The organism is Pseudaminobacter soli (ex Zhang et al. 2022) (assembly GCF_014595955.1).
Taxonomy (GTDB): domain Bacteria; phylum Pseudomonadota; class Alphaproteobacteria; order Rhizobiales; family Rhizobiaceae; genus Kumtagia; species Kumtagia pseudosoli.
In genome coordinates, this window is sequence record NZ_JABVCF010000016.1 from 76,095 (window position 1) to 90,120 (window position 14,026).

The 14,026-nt window shown below is 62.7% G+C and carries 14 protein-coding genes and 2 pseudogenes; 2 read left to right on the forward strand and 14 right to left on the reverse strand.

Annotation, left to right across the window (positions count from 1 at the left end; all coding sequences use genetic code 11):
• Positions 1–6: 6 nt before the first annotated feature.
• The 3 genes from HUI96_RS24575 to HUI96_RS24585 are packed head-to-tail and all read right to left on the reverse strand — an operon-like array spanning position 7 to position 2,985.
• On the reverse strand, positions 7–1,512 hold the full coding sequence (locus HUI96_RS24575; RefSeq protein ID WP_188257405.1) for a tripartite tricarboxylate transporter permease: 1,506 nt from the start codon (positions 1,510–1,512) through the stop codon (positions 7–9).
• 6 nt (positions 1,513–1,518) lie between these two features.
• Complete coding sequence (locus HUI96_RS24580; protein WP_188257351.1) at positions 1,519–1,971, reverse strand: tripartite tricarboxylate transporter TctB family protein; 453 nt, start codon at positions 1,969–1,971, stop codon at positions 1,519–1,521.
• Positions 1,972–2,019: 48 nt separating this feature from the next.
• The gene (locus HUI96_RS24585; protein ID WP_188257352.1) at positions 2,020–2,985 is read right to left on the reverse strand and encodes a tripartite tricarboxylate transporter substrate-binding protein; all 966 of its coding nucleotides are present in this window, start codon (positions 2,983–2,985) and stop codon (positions 2,020–2,022) included.
• Between the two features lie 125 nt (positions 2,986–3,110).
• Between HUI96_RS24585 and HUI96_RS24590 the strand changes: the two genes are divergently transcribed.
• A complete protein-coding gene (locus HUI96_RS24590; RefSeq protein WP_188257353.1) occupies positions 3,111–4,019 on the forward strand; it encodes a LysR substrate-binding domain-containing protein in 909 nt (302 codons plus the stop codon).
• Between the two features lie 638 nt (positions 4,020–4,657).
• Here HUI96_RS24590 and HUI96_RS24595 read toward each other — a convergent pair.
• From HUI96_RS24595 to HUI96_RS24620, 7 genes and pseudogenes are all read right to left on the reverse strand, one after another.
• Positions 4,658–5,461 (reverse strand): annotated as a pseudogene (locus HUI96_RS24595) (glutathione S-transferase family protein); the annotation flags it as partial.
• A pseudogene (locus HUI96_RS24600) lies at positions 5,446–5,647 on the reverse strand (aldo/keto reductase); the annotation flags it as partial. The pseudogenes HUI96_RS24600 and HUI96_RS24595, both read right to left, overlap by 16 nt.
• Positions 5,648–5,676: 29 nt before the next feature.
• The gene (locus tag HUI96_RS24605) at positions 5,677–6,471 is read right to left on the reverse strand and encodes an SDR family NAD(P)-dependent oxidoreductase (protein ID WP_188257354.1); all 795 of its coding nucleotides are present in this window, start codon (positions 6,469–6,471) and stop codon (positions 5,677–5,679) included.
• A 216-nt stretch (positions 6,472–6,687) separates the two neighbouring features.
• Complete coding sequence (locus HUI96_RS24610) at positions 6,688–7,119, reverse strand: DoxX family protein (RefSeq protein WP_188257407.1); 432 nt, start codon at positions 7,117–7,119, stop codon at positions 6,688–6,690.
• A gap of 41 nt (positions 7,120–7,160) precedes the next feature.
• On the reverse strand, positions 7,161–7,538 hold the full coding sequence (locus HUI96_RS30120) for an NADPH-dependent F420 reductase (RefSeq protein WP_337918614.1): 378 nt from the start codon (positions 7,536–7,538) through the stop codon (positions 7,161–7,163).
• Positions 7,535–7,786 carry an NAD(P)-binding domain-containing protein gene (locus HUI96_RS30125; RefSeq protein ID WP_337918615.1) on the reverse strand — a complete coding sequence of 84 codons (252 nt, stop codon included), beginning with the start codon at positions 7,784–7,786 and terminating at the stop codon, positions 7,535–7,537. Before HUI96_RS30125 ends, HUI96_RS30120 begins: the two co-directional genes overlap by 4 nt.
• A 116-nt stretch (positions 7,787–7,902) precedes the next feature.
• Positions 7,903–8,814 carry a LysR family transcriptional regulator gene (locus tag HUI96_RS24620; RefSeq protein ID WP_337918616.1) on the reverse strand — a complete coding sequence of 304 codons (912 nt, stop codon included), beginning with the start codon at positions 8,812–8,814 and terminating at the stop codon, positions 7,903–7,905.
• A 490-nt stretch (positions 8,815–9,304) separates the two neighbouring features.
• On the opposite strand from HUI96_RS24620, the gene HUI96_RS24625 reads away from it, so the two are divergent.
• A complete protein-coding gene (locus tag HUI96_RS24625) occupies positions 9,305–10,396 on the forward strand; it encodes an FUSC family protein (protein ID WP_188257355.1) in 1,092 nt (363 codons plus the stop codon).
• A gap of 74 nt (positions 10,397–10,470) precedes the next feature.
• Here the strand turns inward: HUI96_RS24625 and HUI96_RS24630 are convergent, their stop codons facing one another.
• From HUI96_RS24630 to HUI96_RS24645, 4 genes are read right to left on the reverse strand one after another with little or no spacing between them, the layout of a single operon-like run.
• Positions 10,471–11,385: a TIM barrel protein gene (locus tag HUI96_RS24630; RefSeq protein ID WP_188257356.1), complete on the reverse strand. Its 915-nt coding sequence runs from the start codon at positions 11,383–11,385 to the stop codon at positions 10,471–10,473.
• A gap of 60 nt (positions 11,386–11,445) precedes the next feature.
• Positions 11,446–12,186 carry a glycerophosphodiester phosphodiesterase family protein gene (locus HUI96_RS24635; protein ID WP_188257357.1) on the reverse strand — a complete coding sequence of 247 codons (741 nt, stop codon included), beginning with the start codon at positions 12,184–12,186 and terminating at the stop codon, positions 11,446–11,448.
• An 11-nt stretch (positions 12,187–12,197) separates the two neighbouring features.
• Positions 12,198–13,079, reverse strand: coding sequence for an ABC transporter permease (locus HUI96_RS24640; RefSeq protein WP_188257358.1), 882 nt, complete (start codon positions 13,077–13,079; stop codon positions 12,198–12,200).
• 10 nt (positions 13,080–13,089) lie between these two features.
• Positions 13,090–14,016: an ABC transporter permease gene (locus HUI96_RS24645; RefSeq protein WP_188257359.1), complete on the reverse strand. Its 927-nt coding sequence runs from the start codon at positions 14,014–14,016 to the stop codon at positions 13,090–13,092.
• Between the last annotated feature and the right edge of the window lie 10 nt (positions 14,017–14,026).

Here is a 14,026-nt window from a genome sequence, read left to right on the forward strand (position 1 = left end):
ATTTCGTCAGTCTTCCTCAACGAAGACTTCCTTGCGGCGTTTTGCGATGGTTGGGAGAAAGGCGATTGATAAGACGGCAAGTGCGACCGCCAGCAGTCCGGCACTGATCGGCCTGTTCAAGAAGATCATTACGTCGCCGTGCGAGATCGTCATCGCCCTGCGAAGATGTTCCTCGAGCAGAGGGCCGAGAACGAATCCCAGCAGCATCGGTGCCGGCTCGAACTCAAGCTTTGAAAGCACGTAGCCGAAGATCCCGAAGGCCGCCATGACGTAGAGGTCGAACGTATTGGAGTTGACGCTGTAGACACCGATCGATGCGAACGCGAGGATTGCCGGAAACAGCACCGTGTAAGGGACAGTCAGCAGCCTCACCCATAGGCCGATCAGCGGCAGGTTCAGAACGACGAGCAGAAGATTGCCGATCCACATGGAGGCGATCAGCCCCCAGAACAGGACTGGCTGCGATGTTGCGACCTGAGGGCCAGGGACAATACCCTGGATGATCATCGCACCGATCATGAGAGCCATGACAGGATTGGCAGGAACGCCGAGAGTCAGCATCGGTATGAAGGACGTCTGAGCGCCAGCATTGTTGGCGGCTTCAGGGCCCGCGACGCCCTCGATCGCTCCCTGGCCGAAGCGATCCGGCGACTTGGAGATCTTTTTCTCCAGCGCATAGGAAGCAAAGGATGCGAGAATTGCGCCGCCGCCCGGAAGGACTCCAAGCGCCGAGCCAAGCGCGGTACCGCGGCATGCGGGGGCGATCATCGCCTTGAAATCCGCCCTGCTCGGCCAGAGGCCTGCCACCCGCTTGATGACCGCCGTCCTCTCAATCGTCGTTTCCAGGTTGCGGAGGATCTCGGCGATTCCGAAGATACCAACGGCGACGGCTACGAAGTTCAAACCGTCAGCCAGTTCCGGCCGACCGAGCGTAAAACGCATCGCTCCGGTGTTGATGTCCGTCCCGACCAGGCCGAAGATCAGCCCCATCGAGACCATTGCGATGGTCTTGAGAACGGATCCGCTGGCAAGGACGATCGACGCCGCCAGTCCCAGCACCATCAGGCCGAAGTACTCGGGAGAGCCGAATCTTAACGCAATGGATGTCAGAGGTGGCGCAAGGGCGGCCACCACGACCGTCGCGATCGTGCCCGCGAAGAAGGAACTCAGAGCTGCCGCCGCGAGCGCTGGCCCGGCCCTTCCCTGTCGCGCCATCTGATATCCGTCCAGAGCCGTGACCGCGGAAGAGGATTCGCCGGGAAGGTTGATCAGGATCGCCGTCGTCGATCCGCCATACTGGGCTCCGTAGTAGATCCCTGCAAGCATGATCAGGGATGTCTCTGGCGACAGGGACAGCGTGATCGGCAGAAGCATCGCGATCGTCGCCGTCGGCCCGATTCCGGGAAGGACGCCGACCAACGTTCCAAGCAAGGCCCCGACGAAGCAGAAGAGAATGTTGTGGGGCGTGATGGCGGCGCTCATTCCGAGCGCCAAGTTGCTAATGAGATCCACTGTCACTCACACTCCAATCCACGGTCCGACGAGACGGACGGGAAGGCCGAGTCCATAGTAGAAGACGGCAAGACAGAAGGCCGTTATGGCCACCGCTATGATCAGGGCGGCAAGAGGTCTCTGACCTTTTGCGGCCATGGCGGCGGAAAGCGTCGTCAAAGCCACCGCAGGCACAAATCCAAGGCCGCGGACTGTGAGACCGAACAGGATGGGCGCTACGATGATTGCTGCGACCGCGCGGATGGGCGCCACCTGCGGCCGGAATGGCATGCTAACCGTAAGGGCCTTGATGCCGATGGCTGCACCGATCGATGCGATCAGGATCGACAATACAAGCGGAAAGTAGCCCGGGCCCATCCTCAATGCGCTCCCGACATTCATTCCGTAGAATGAGGTCAGTCCGAACCCGAGCCCTACCGATAGCAGCACGCATGCCGCAGTAAGGTTTTTCGTATCCATTGGAGTACCTCGTGTCGGCTCAGGCATGCCTGAGCCGACACGCCGGCCTTAGTCGGCGAACTGGCCGGCGGCCTTGATGATCGGATCCCAGCGCTTGATCTCGCTGTCCAGCTTGGTGTGAAGGGCCTCGGGGGTCGCCTGATCCTTCGCGGCCGGAATGGTCGCGATCTGCGCGAACCGCTCCTTGAGAGTCGAATCCTCCATTGCGGCCTGCAGAGCTGAAGTCAGCTTTTCGATGACTTCCTTCGGCGTACCCTTGGGAGCGTAGACGCCGTGCCAGACACCGAGCTTGAAGCTTGGAAGCCCTGCCTCCGCAGTCGTCGGCAGATCAGGCAAGGCATCGGCCCTCGCCTCGCTTGTGATTGTGTAGGCCTTCACCTGGTCCTGCGTGATCGGTCCGACCGTGTTCGTTGCCTGGTCGCACGTCATGTCGATCTGCTTGCCGATGAGATCCGTCATGATCGGACCGTTGCCCTTGTAAGGAACGGTCGTCATCTGCGTGCCGATCGTCGACATGAAGAGCGTACCGCAAAGATGGGAGGCTGCCCCAAGTCCTGCATGGGCGTAGGTGACGTTGGTGCCGTTCTGCTTGATGAAGGCAACGAGGTCCTCGAAGGTCTTCGGCTCAAAGTCGGAGCGAGCGATGACAGTCATAGGCGCGTCGCTGACCAGCCCAATCGGCTCGAATGCCTCCAAAGGCTTGTAGGGAAGCTGGCGATACAGCGCGGGCGCCGTCGCCATCCCGATGTGATGGACGAGAACCGTGTATCCGTCAGGCTCGGCTTCCGCGACACGGCGGGCACCGATGGTCCCACCGGCTCCCGCGACGTTCTCGACCACAATCTGCTGTCCGAGTGACTTGGACATTGCATCCGCGGTAAGGCGTGCAATCGTGTCGGTGGGGCCGCCTGCGGCGTACGGCACGACCATGAAGATGCTGCGCTCGGGGTAGTCGGCCGCGAAAACCTGACTGACGGAAAGCGCGAGCGCAGCTATCGTGACGGTGAGCTTCATTTTTTCTTCCTCCTCAACCTGCCGTTGACTTCAACAACGGCACTCCTCGCCGGACCTTTACTGACAATCGGTAGACGGTCCAATGCCGATCCGGCTTCATTTGATGCCACTCGTGAGGAGATGAGATGGATATTGCCTGGCTTTCCGACCTGCGCGCTCTTGCGGAGACGTTGAACTTTTCAAGAGCCGCCGAACTGCGGAACATTACCCAGCCTGCCTTCGGCCGCAGGATCAGGGCGCTCGAAGAATGGAGCGGCGCACCGCTGGTCGACCGCTCCACGCACCGCCTAAAGATCACGCCGGCCGGGGAGATCATGCTTTCCGCCGCGAAGGACGTCGTGCAGCGCCTTGAAAGGGCAAAACACGAACTTGACCAAGCGCGAGCCGCCAGTGCTACGCTGACTTTTGCCGCAACTCACGCCCTCTCGTTCACGTTCTTTCCTGGATGGGTCCAGAGCCTCGGTTCTTCCACGACGACCGTGCCGATACGCCTTCTGTCCGATAACATGAACGAGTGCGAGAAGATGATGGCGGAGGGCCGTGCCCAGTTCCTTCTTTGCCATCACCATCCGGACAGCGAGATCCGCCTGCACGAGACGGACTTCAAGCACGTAGAACTGGCAAGTGATCTCCTCGTTCCTGTCGCCATGCGTACTGAAACGGGAGCACCGATCCACAGACTCCCCGGCACGCCTGAAGAACCCGTGCCGCATATCGCCTTCGACGAGAAGTCCGGGATGGGGCGGATTCTAGCAGCCACAATTCCTGCCCGTCCGGGACATCTGCGTCTTGCTCCGGTCTTCACCTCCCATCTTGCCATGGTGCTGAAGGCTCTGGTTCTTGAGGGCAAAGGTGTTGCCTGGATCCCCGAGAGCCTGGCGAATTCCGAACTTGGAGATGATGGAAAACTCGCGCTCGCGGGCGACGATGAATGGGCGGTCGCCGTAAAGATCGTGCTCATCCGGCCTCGGGCGAGGATGACGGAACTTGCCGAACAATTCTGGTCGACAGTGATGTTGGCCCGGAAGAGATAGGATCCAGGTTGAGGCTATGGGGCGATCCGTTTGCCTGTGATGATCGACAAGGGGCGCGGGCTCAAAAATCTGGTCACGACGGCAGCCAGACCACGCGCGGCCTGAAGCGATCCCTGTCCGATCCACGATCTACGATCCGTGATCAGGGCGGGTTAAACGCTTGCTTTCGTACCGCACACGATCCTTCAGGAGTTCCCTAGCAAGGGCAGCTCTGGGTCAGATCTTCGCTTTGAGGAAGCATTCGACGATGCCCCTCTACTCCGCTGCTGAAGGATTCAAATGCGCCAGAACCGGCCTTTCAAGCCAGTGCTGTCGAACGACCTGTCTGGGTCGATTCCGGACCGACGGCTTTCGGTCGACAGGATGCTGAAGCGGACACTAACTCAAGCACCTTGGTCGGATGGCCGAACGGTGGCCACTGTCTCTGGCGGCGGCCGCCGTCGTGAAGGAAAGGCGACGAGGGCGCGCTGGCGCGCTCCTCGACAGATTCGTGACGAAGGACGCCAGGATCATGTCCGAGGATGACAACGCGATCGCTAAGGCGGTCTCAGGAAATGTCGATTGGCCGCTTCGGGACGATATCATGCTTTCCTGTAGCCCGGCGGGGGGGTGATTGATTTCAGCCCCTCCAGTCCCGGTTAGGTCGCCAGCGATGGTGGCAGTTGCGGCCCCACGGGCACTATTCCGGTCGGGTTCAGCTTCTTGATCGAGTAATAGCCGCGCTTGAAATGATCGATGTCGACCGTGTCCCGAACCTCGGAGATGGACAGGATGCGCGCCTGATAGGCGCTGAGCGCAGGGTAGTCCGCGATGCGGCGGAGGTTGCACTTGAAGAGCGTATGATAGGCAACATCGAAGCGCACCAGCGTCACGAAGAGCCGGATGTCGGCTTCCGTCAGACGTTCGCCCAGCAGAAAGTCACGGCCGTCGGCGAGCCGTGACTCCAGTTCATCGAGCATGGCGAAGACCTCGTGAAAGGCTTTCTCGTAGGCCTCCTGGGTCCTGGCGAAGCCCGCGCGATAGACGCCATTGTTGAGGCGCGGGTCGATGCGAGCGTTCAGCGCGTCGATCTCTTCTTGCAGGTCCGCGGGATACAGCTCGAAGCTGTGATCGGCGAGGTCGCCAAAACCGGAGTTCATCATTCGCAGGATGTCGGCCGACTCGTTGTTGACGATCGTGCTGCGCTTCTTGTCCCAGAGGACCGGCACCGTCGCCCGGCCGGAGATGGCGGGATCGGCGCGGGTATAGAGTTCGTGCAGGTAGGTGGCGCCGTTCACGGTGTCGTGGTCGGCGCCCGGATAGTCGCCGAACCGCCAGCCCTGATCCGTCAAGGCGGGCTCGACGACCGACACCGAGATCACGTTCTCCAGCTTCTTGAGCTTGCGCCCGATCAGGGTGCGCGAGGCACACGGGCAGATCAGCGCGACATAGAGGTGGTAGCGCCGCCCGTCATGCCCGGTGCCCAGGCCGAATAGACGTCCGCGGTATCCACGGCGTTGAAGCCCCTGTCGACGAAGTGATCAAGCTGCTCGAAAGACCGGTCGCGATCGGCCGTCCAGCCGAAGATTGCCGCCGAACACCAGCGGGGCGATGACGATGCCGGAGCCGCCGAGTTCACGTTTTTCCATGATCATGTTTCTTTCCGCGTTGCTTTAGTTCACGCGATGCTTTCGACGATGCCGCCCTCGACCCGCAGCGCCGCACCGGTCGTGGCGCTCGCTTGCGGCGAGGCGATGTAGACGCTCATGGCCGCAACCTCGTCGGGGTCGGCGAACCGTCCGAGCAGGGTCGACGGACGGTTCTCGCGAAGGAACAGCGCCTCCATCTCGGTCGCGCTGACGCCGCGCTCTTCGGCGAGCCCGCGCATCATCTCCACCGCCCCTTCCGTGCGGGTGGGGCCGGGCAGGATGCTGTTCACGGTCACGCCACTGCCCGCCAGCACCTTGGCCAGCCCCCGGGCGACGGCCTGCACCGCAGCCTTGCTGACGCCGTAGTGCACCATCTCGGTGGGAATGTTCAGGGCGGACTCGCTGGAGATGAACTGGATCCGCCCCCATCCCCGGTCGCGCATCCCCCGCGCATAGTGGCGCGCGAGGCGCACGCCGCTCATGACGTTGACCTGGAAGATCTCCTCCCACGCAGCGTCGTCGATGTCGAAGAACTCCTGAGCGCCGTAAATGCCGACATTGTTGACCAGGATGTCGGTTTCCGGCTCGGCTGCGACCAGCGCCGCGCAGCCCTCTGCGGTTCCGACGTCGGCAACCACGCCGCGAATATCGGTGCGTCCGGTCGCATCCGTCAGTTTCTTCAGCGCGGCCTCGACGCTCTCCGGCGAGCGACCGACGATTACGGCGCGAGCGCCAGCGCGGGCGAGCCCGGCGGCTATCGCGAGTCCGATGCCCCCGGTCGAGCCGGTGATGATTGCGGTCTTGTCTGTCAGATCGATGTTCATGATCTCGATCTCCTTACTTGCCTGGGCCGCAGGTTGGCGCGGCCCGTCGCCCGTCAATGGGTAGGGATGAACGCCGTTCCCAGGGGTCACCGAAAACGGTCGCTGCCGCTGCGGGCGTTGGTCGCAGCGGCGCTGCCGCGTTTGTGCGCTGGGTCTGCGGAAAGGGGATGAGGCGGTTGATGCGGGGGGTCGCGCTTCAGCCGCCGGTTCGCATGGTCAGACGCGCGTGCGCTTCACCGTGAAGGCACCGTCGCCCAGCAGCGCCTGCACGACGAGCGCAATCGTCCAGAAAGCAGGGAATTCCCAGCCCCCACCCTCGTTCGAGAAGAAGAAGCCGGCGGCCCCGTGTGGTGCGTAGATCGAGCCGAGAAGCACCGGCACCAAGGCCAGCGATACCCAGCGCGTGGCTACGCCGAGGATGAGCGCGATGCCCCCGAAGAGTTCGCCCGCAATCACCAGATAGGCGAGAAGGCCAGGGAAGCCGAGACTCTCGAAGTAGGCGGCGGTGCCGGCCGGCGTGAAGATGAAGAGCTTCAGGCCGGCATGGGCAAGAAACAGGATGCCCATGGAGGCGCGCAGGATCGTCGCAGCGAGGTCGGCATTGGCCACACCCTCGATCAGGTTCGGTCGGACGGAGTCCTGTTGCATGGTAGCGTAGGTCATCGTGATGTCTTCTTGATTTGAAGGAATCAGGCAGCGCGCTGCCAGGTGGGAGCGATGTCGGTGCCGTGGCCGAGGCCGTAGCCAAGGGTGATGTTGAGCGCCGCGATGGGTTCAAGAAAACGTGCCGTGGCGAGCCTACCGGTTTCGAGCGTTTCGAATCCGGCGCTCCGGGCCAAGTCGACGACCTTGGCGCGGGCCTCCGCGTCGTCGGCTGCCACAAAGACCGTGGCGGGACGGCCTGCGACCTTGCCGCCGTTCTGAAGGACCTGCGCGAAAATCGTGTTGAACGCCTTCACCACCCGCGCCTCGGGCGCGTACTTCTGAATTTCTTCGGCGGCGCTGGTGGTGTGACCAATGCTCAGGCCGGAGAAGTCGGCAGTCATCGGGTTGGTGATGTCGATCACCACCTTGCCCGCGAGCCCGCCGGCCGCATCGATCGCCTCGGCAGCGCTTCCATAGGCACGGCGAGCACGACGATGTCGGCCTGTGCGGCATCTGAAAATGCGGCAGCTACGCCATTGCCGAGATCGCGCGCTGCTGCTTCAGCCTTTTCGGTCTCCCGGGCGACAACGCTGACACGATGACCGGCCTGGGAGAAGAGGGCGGCGAGCCCCTTGCCCATGTTGCCGGCGCCGATGATCGATATGTTCATATTCGTTCTCCTTGCGAATGACGCTCAATGGGCGTGTGCACAAGGAAGATGGCGCAGAACCTTGCGGCGATAATCCGGCCTTGCGGAAGATGATTGCATCCAGAATGGAAGCAATCTTACCAGCCCGCCTCCCACCGAGGTGTATCGTGGTACCGTTCGACAAGCGACTCGACGAGCAGGCGCACCTTAACGGCGAGGTGGCGGCTATGGGGATAGAGCACGTGGACGCCGTAGGGCTCGGTTTCGAACGCCTGTAGGATCCGCACCACGCGGCCGCCGCGAATGGCATCGCCCGCCACGAAACCGGGGACGCAGGCGATGCCGAGGCCGGCTTCCGCAGCCTGAAGACACGCTTCCGCGTTGGAATAACGGATGCGTCCGTTCACGGCGATGTCTCCTGCTTTCCCGGATTGGTCCCTGAACGGCCAGCGCTGCGGATCGCGGAAGTTCGAGTCGATGATGCAGGCGTGGCTGCCAAGACCCTCCGGCGACTCCGGCGTGCCGTTCCGCTCAAGATAAGTGGGGGCGGCCACGGCCACGATCCGGACGGCACACAGCTTGCGGATGATCAGGCTGGAATCGGCAGGCCGCCCGACCCGCACCGCCATGTCGAAGCCCTCGTCCACGACGTTCACCAGCCGGTCCGAGAAACTGACGTCAAGCTCTATGTCCGGGTATTGGGCGGCGAACTCGTTGAGGGCCGGCGCGAGCTCAACAACCCCAAAGGTGAGCGGCGCCGTCATGCGAATCCGCCCGCGAGGCGACTGCGAGATGTTGCGGATATCACTGTCCAGCGCGTCGAACTCGTCGATCAGCGGGCGCAGGCACTCGTAGTAGGCCTGTCCCGCCTCGGTCGGCTGGACCGAGCGGGTCGTCCGGTTCAATAGCCGCACGCCCAAGTCGGCTTCGAGCCGCGACACGAGCTTGGAAGCCTGGCCCGAGCCTGTGCCGAGCCGCTCCGCCGCACCGACGAAGCTTCCCGACTCCATGACGGCGGCAAACATTCGGTCGCGTTCGAGACGGTCCACCCATTCCTCCCAGAGATGCAAGCGGATCATGAACTCTGATTAGATGCGGATCAATGCGGCGGCTCCCGACCAGGATACATGGAACTAAGCACGGGCGACTGAGAGGCCGGTCTGTGGCATCGCCAGCCAGGTGAAAACGCACTCGCTCTCCAGCGATGGAGCATAAGCCCCTGATACTCCGCGCTTCCAAGGTCTGGCGCTAAGCCCATCTTCACGCTACGGCATAGGCGGCGGCAAACTCGCAATTTGCGAGAGGGAGAACCTCGCGACCGCTCAAGCTTCGATTGGCTTTCTTGGACTCGGCTATATGAACGCGTTAACTCTCGTCAGGAGGTAATGACGGAAAGGGGGCTCGCCCCAAACCCTCCTACAGGCTGAAGCGTCTGCCTGGCATAGGGGCTAGAATAGAGGGGCAACACGACAAAGGACGAAACAGTCAATTCTTCAACAGTCGATTGCTTCGCCGATGTTATCGTGGCCAGCATTTGCGATGTGTCGGATTGATCGCCAGCGCCTGCAGGAGTTCGCGCGAAAGGAAGCCTCGGCTCTGCTGGTTTGGCAGCGGAGCGATCGCCCTTGGCAGCTTCCATTTGCGGCAGCGGTGGCCAGCGGCGCGCCGGTAGCAGCGGGCGCCTATCTGGGTCTTTCCTCCGCCGGGGCGCTGGGTGCCGTGGCCGGCCTTTCCTTCCTATACCTGCCGGCAACTGGCCTTTATCATCGCATTCCGGTCATCATGGCTTGCGCGTTCGGCATGGTTTCAAGCTATGCGCTCGGACTTGCCAGCCAGGTTGTCCCCGGCGCGGCAGTGCTGGTGATCGCCTGCCTCGCCGCTGCTACGTTGTTGTTCTGCAAAGCGCAGGCCGTGGTTCCGCCTGGACCGATATTCATGGTCATGGCGGCCTCCATCGCCGCCTTCTCGCCCCCGCAGGAATCCGCCGCGGTTCAGAATCTCGGCTACTTCGTCCTTGGCTGCATCTGGGCCTGTTTTGTTGCCGTGGCCTACAGCGCCTACATTCTTCGGCATCGCGCTCCAGCCCCCCTGCACCCTCCTTCGCCGGCCGATCTGGACGTCGCGCTCGTCGACTCCATCCTGACAGGCCTTTTCGTGGGTGTGTCGCTCGTCCTGGCCGGGATGCTTGGCCTCGAGAAAGCCTATTGGGTACCGGTGAGTTGCCTGGCCGTGATGCAGGGCGTGACACTCCAGGCGTCCTGGAGCCGCAATGTTCACCGCATCGTGGGAACCGTGCTCGGCATGGGTCTTACCTGGCTGCTCTTGCCATTCCTCACCAACAGTTGGGCGATTGCCCTTGCAGTCACGCTGCTGACGTTCCTGATCGAGACTGCCGTCGTCCGGCACTATGCCTTTGCCGCCATCTTCATCACGCCCTTGACCATCCTCCTGGCGGAGAGCAGCAGTCCGGGTCCAGTAAGCTCCGCCATGCTCATGCAAACACGGCTGATCGACACCGTTGTGGGCGCTCTGATCGGGCTCGTAGGCGCGGTTTGCCTGCACAATCGAAAAGTCCGCCGTATCGCTGAAAGGGGCCTGGCTACGATCAAACCGCGCAGATCAAGAAGGTAGCGCCGATGGCAACCGCTGCTGGCGGCACTCCAACGGAATGAAACCGGCTCAGGGGCGGGACCGAAGCTTTCGTCTTACTCGGCGACGATCGGTGTGCGGCTGCCGTTCAGTCCCATCAATTGCTTCGCGCGCTGGAGGCAGGACGGCTGTTCGACGCGGTAGCGTCGGCCGATCTCCATCATCATCACCGTACCCGGAAGGAAATCCAGTTCGCTGAAGATGTCCTCCCAGCCGATGTCGCCCCAGCCAAGCGGCATGTGCAGGTCGCCAAGGCCTAGCGCGGTCAGTTCCTGCGGATGGAAGGGCCTGTAGAAGGCCTGCGGGCGGCCGAAGGAATCGTGGACGTGCAAATGCCCGGCCACCGGCGCCATGGCCCTCAGTTGCTCGCGGAAATCCAGCCCGCGGTAGGTCGATTCGATGTAGGCGTGGCTGAAATCGATCAGGGCCACGAGATTGGGATGGTTGACCGCCTTCACCGTGGCCGCGACTTCAGCCGGCGTCTGTCGGTATTGTCCGGGCTCGGTGGTGAAGATGTTTTCCAACGCAATGCGCACGCCATAGGGCCTGGCGAATTCGGCGAGCTCCACGAGTGCCTCGCGCTCCCGCTGATCGGCGCCCGCACGTTCAGAAAGCTGATCGGCGAGCAAGGATCCGCCATGCTGGACGATGATGCGGGCATCGATGCGATCGCAGATCTCGATTAGCGACTTCGCCGCTTCGAGCTGGTAGCGCACTGTGGCCGGATCCATGAAATTGGAGGAAACGAGACCATGGACCGTGTAGCGGAAGGGGAACTGGCGGGTGAGCGCCTGCAGACGCTCCGCCCTTTCCTTGATGACCCGCCCGCCGCTGACGAGATCAATGCTGGTCAGTCCGAGTTCGACCGTGTCGACTCCGATATCGGCCAGGCGGCGAAGATCGGTTTCGAGGCTGTCGAGCTCGCCGTCAAGGGAGCCCGAATTGAATCCGGTCGCGATGATGTTGCTCATTGATAGTCTCCGGTCTGGAAAGAAACGTGGGTGCCTCCGGCGCCCGCCGGAGAAGCCGATTCATGAAGTGGCTGAGCGCAGGGAAAGCGCGAGGTCGGGACTGTCGGAGGTGAGATGGCCGATCCTGCGGCCGAGCCAATGGCGGATGTCGGCCTCGTCGTTCAGGGTCCAGACGCAGAGCCGCTCGAGCGGCAGCCTCTCCGAGATGAACGCCCATTCGGCATCCATCAGTTCGTGATGGATCGCGACAATGTCGACAAGGTCCTCGACCCGGCTCAGGAAGGCCGGCAGTCCGCCCTGTCTTTCCGCCCAGGCGCGGTTGACGGAGACCAGACGCGCAACATGGGGCGCCTGACGCCGGCAATCCTCCAGCACGGATGTGTCGAAGGACGTCAAATGCGCGCGCCCGTCGACGCCGAAGCGCGCAAGTTCGGCCGCCACACGCTCTGCGATGCCTGAATAAGGCAAACCGGTTTCGTCCAGCTTGATCTCGACATGCAGATCGACGCCGTGTGCCGGTGCAAGCACCGTCAGCACCTCCTGCAATGTGGGAATGGCCTCGTCCGTCCCCTTCAGCCGGATGGCCGCCCTCGCTTCGGGTGTCAGCGCGCGTACCGTGCCGCTCGCTTCAGCCGTGCGGTCGAGCGTCGGGTCATGGATGACCACCAGTTCGCCGGACTGTGTGAGGTGGACATCGAACTCGATGGCATCGACGCCAAGCTGCAACGTATTGCGAAAACCGGACAGCGAGTTTTCTGGCCAGAGATTGCGGGCGCCGCGATGGCCGGTGATCAGAGTCATTTGGTTTGCCTTTAGCGTAGAGTGGGATCGAGCCGGTCGCGCAGCCAGTCGCCGACCAGCGAGATGGACAGGGTGGTGAGCATGATGACCGCCGCCGGCGCCAGCATGATCCAGGGCGCGCGGGTCAGATATTCGCGACCGAAGCCGACCATGTTGCCGAGGCTCGTTTCCGGCGGCTGCACGCCGAGGCCGAGGAAGGAGAGGCCGCTTTCCATCAGGATGATTTCGGGAAAGGTCAGCGTCATCGACACGATCAGCGTCGAGGCCACATTGGGTAGAATGTGGCGCAGATAGACACGGGCCGGTGTGGCGCCGAGTTGCACGACCGAAGCGGCATAGCCCTGCGCGCCCGCCGAGATCGCAAGGCCGCGCGCGATGCGGGCATAGCGCTCCCACCCGTAGAAACCCATGAGACAGACCAGCAGCACCATTGACGAGCCGAAGAAGGCAAGCACCGCCAGCGACATGATGAGAAACGGCAGGGCCGCCTGGAAATCCGCCAGCGCGAGCACGAGATGTTCGACGAAGCCGCGGAACTGTGCTGCAGCCAGGCCCAGCGCCGTACCGAACACGGCCGAAATGATCGTCGCGCCGAAGGCGATGACCAGCGAAACACGGATCGACTGGATGAGCCTGGACAGCACGTCGCGTCCCAGTTCGTCGGTGCCGAGCCAATGCTTCGTCGCGCCGGGCGCTGCCAGCCGGCTGCTGAGATCCATGTCGGTGATGCCATATGGGCGCAACTGGTCGGCAAGAGCGGCGACCAGCACCATGCCCGCGAGCCACAGAATCCCGAGGCTCACCGAGAGGGCGACGTTGCGGCGCACGTAGGCCACGAGGCCTGTCGCCGGCCCCGCACTCGGCCGTTCGTTCATTGTATTCACCGATGACATGCGGTCCTCCTCAATGGCCGGCGCGCGCATGCAGGCGCGGATCGAGCCAGCCGTAGAGCAGTTCGACGACCAGGTTCGACACGACCATGGCGGCGGCGATGACCAGCAGGATGCACTGCACCACTGCGAGGTCGCGGTTGGTGACGGAGACGACCAGCAGGCGCCCGATCCCGGGCCAAGAGAAGATCGATTCCACCACCACGGCACCGGCGATCAGCGACCCGACCATGAAACCGACAATGGTGACGATCGGGATGGCTGCGTTGGGCAGAGCATGGCTCCAGACCACGTCGCGCCATTTGAGCCCCTTGGCCGATGCGGTACGGATGAAGGGCTGTCCCATAACCTCGATCATGGCGCTGCGCGAGAAGCGCGCCAGGATGCCGATGCCGCCGATGCTCATGGTGATCGTGGGAAGGATGCCGTGCACCCAGGTGTCCTGCCCGCCGGAAGGCAGCACGCCGAGGATGACCGAGAAGATCAGCACCAGAACCAGCCCCATGACGAAGGAAGGGATGGTGAAGCCGACGACAGCCAGCAGGATCACGCCGCGATCGGCGAAGCTTTGGCGGTGGAGCGCGGCGTAGACGCCGACCGGAATGCCGATCAGCAGCTTCAGCAGCAGCGCCGGCACGGTAAGCTGCAATGTCGCCGGCAGACGTTCCAGCACCAGCTCGATTGCCGGCGCCTTGTCACGCATCGACACGCCGAAATCGCCGGTGAAGATCGATTTGAGATAGGCGAGGTATTGTACCCAGAGCGGCTGATCGAGCCCCCATGCGCGACGGAAGGCATCGACGGCATCCTGCGGGGCATCGGGACCAAGCAAGACCTGCGCCGGATCGCCCGACATGCGGAGCACGACAAAGGCGAAGGTCACGACCGCGGCGATGGTGACGGCTGCCCGCAGCAGTCTCGTAAGAACGAAGTTGATCATGGCAGCACCG

Coding starts and splice junctions, on each gene's coding strand:
- HUI96_RS24630 (WP_188257356.1), bottom strand. CDS start 11,385: ATGAGCAACATCATCGCGACCGGATTCAATTCGGGCTCCCTTGACGGC.
- HUI96_RS24625 (WP_188257355.1), top strand. CDS start 9,305: ATGTGTCGGATTGATCGCCAGCGCCTGCAGGAGTTCGCGCGAAAGGAA.
- HUI96_RS30125 (WP_337918615.1), bottom strand. CDS start 7,786: ATGAACATATCGATCATCGGCGCCGGCAACATGGGCAAGGGGCTCGCC.
- HUI96_RS24590 (WP_188257353.1), top strand. CDS start 3,111: ATGGATATTGCCTGGCTTTCCGACCTGCGCGCTCTTGCGGAGACGTTG.
- HUI96_RS24640 (WP_188257358.1), bottom strand. CDS start 13,079: ATGTCATCGGTGAATACAATGAACGAACGGCCGAGTGCGGGGCCGGCG.
- HUI96_RS24580 (WP_188257351.1), bottom strand. CDS start 1,971: ATGGATACGAAAAACCTTACTGCGGCATGCGTGCTGCTATCGGTAGGG.
- HUI96_RS24635 (WP_188257357.1), bottom strand. CDS start 12,186: ATGACTCTGATCACCGGCCATCGCGGCGCCCGCAATCTCTGGCCAGAA.
- HUI96_RS24605 (WP_188257354.1), bottom strand. CDS start 6,471: ATGAACATCGATCTGACAGACAAGACCGCAATCATCACCGGCTCGACC.
- HUI96_RS24585 (WP_188257352.1), bottom strand. CDS start 2,985: ATGAAGCTCACCGTCACGATAGCTGCGCTCGCGCTTTCCGTCAGTCAG.
- HUI96_RS24645 (WP_188257359.1), bottom strand. CDS start 14,016: ATGATCAACTTCGTTCTTACGAGACTGCTGCGGGCAGCCGTCACCATC.
- HUI96_RS24610 (WP_188257407.1), bottom strand. CDS start 7,119: ATGCAACAGGACTCCGTCCGACCGAACCTGATCGAGGGTGTGGCCAAT.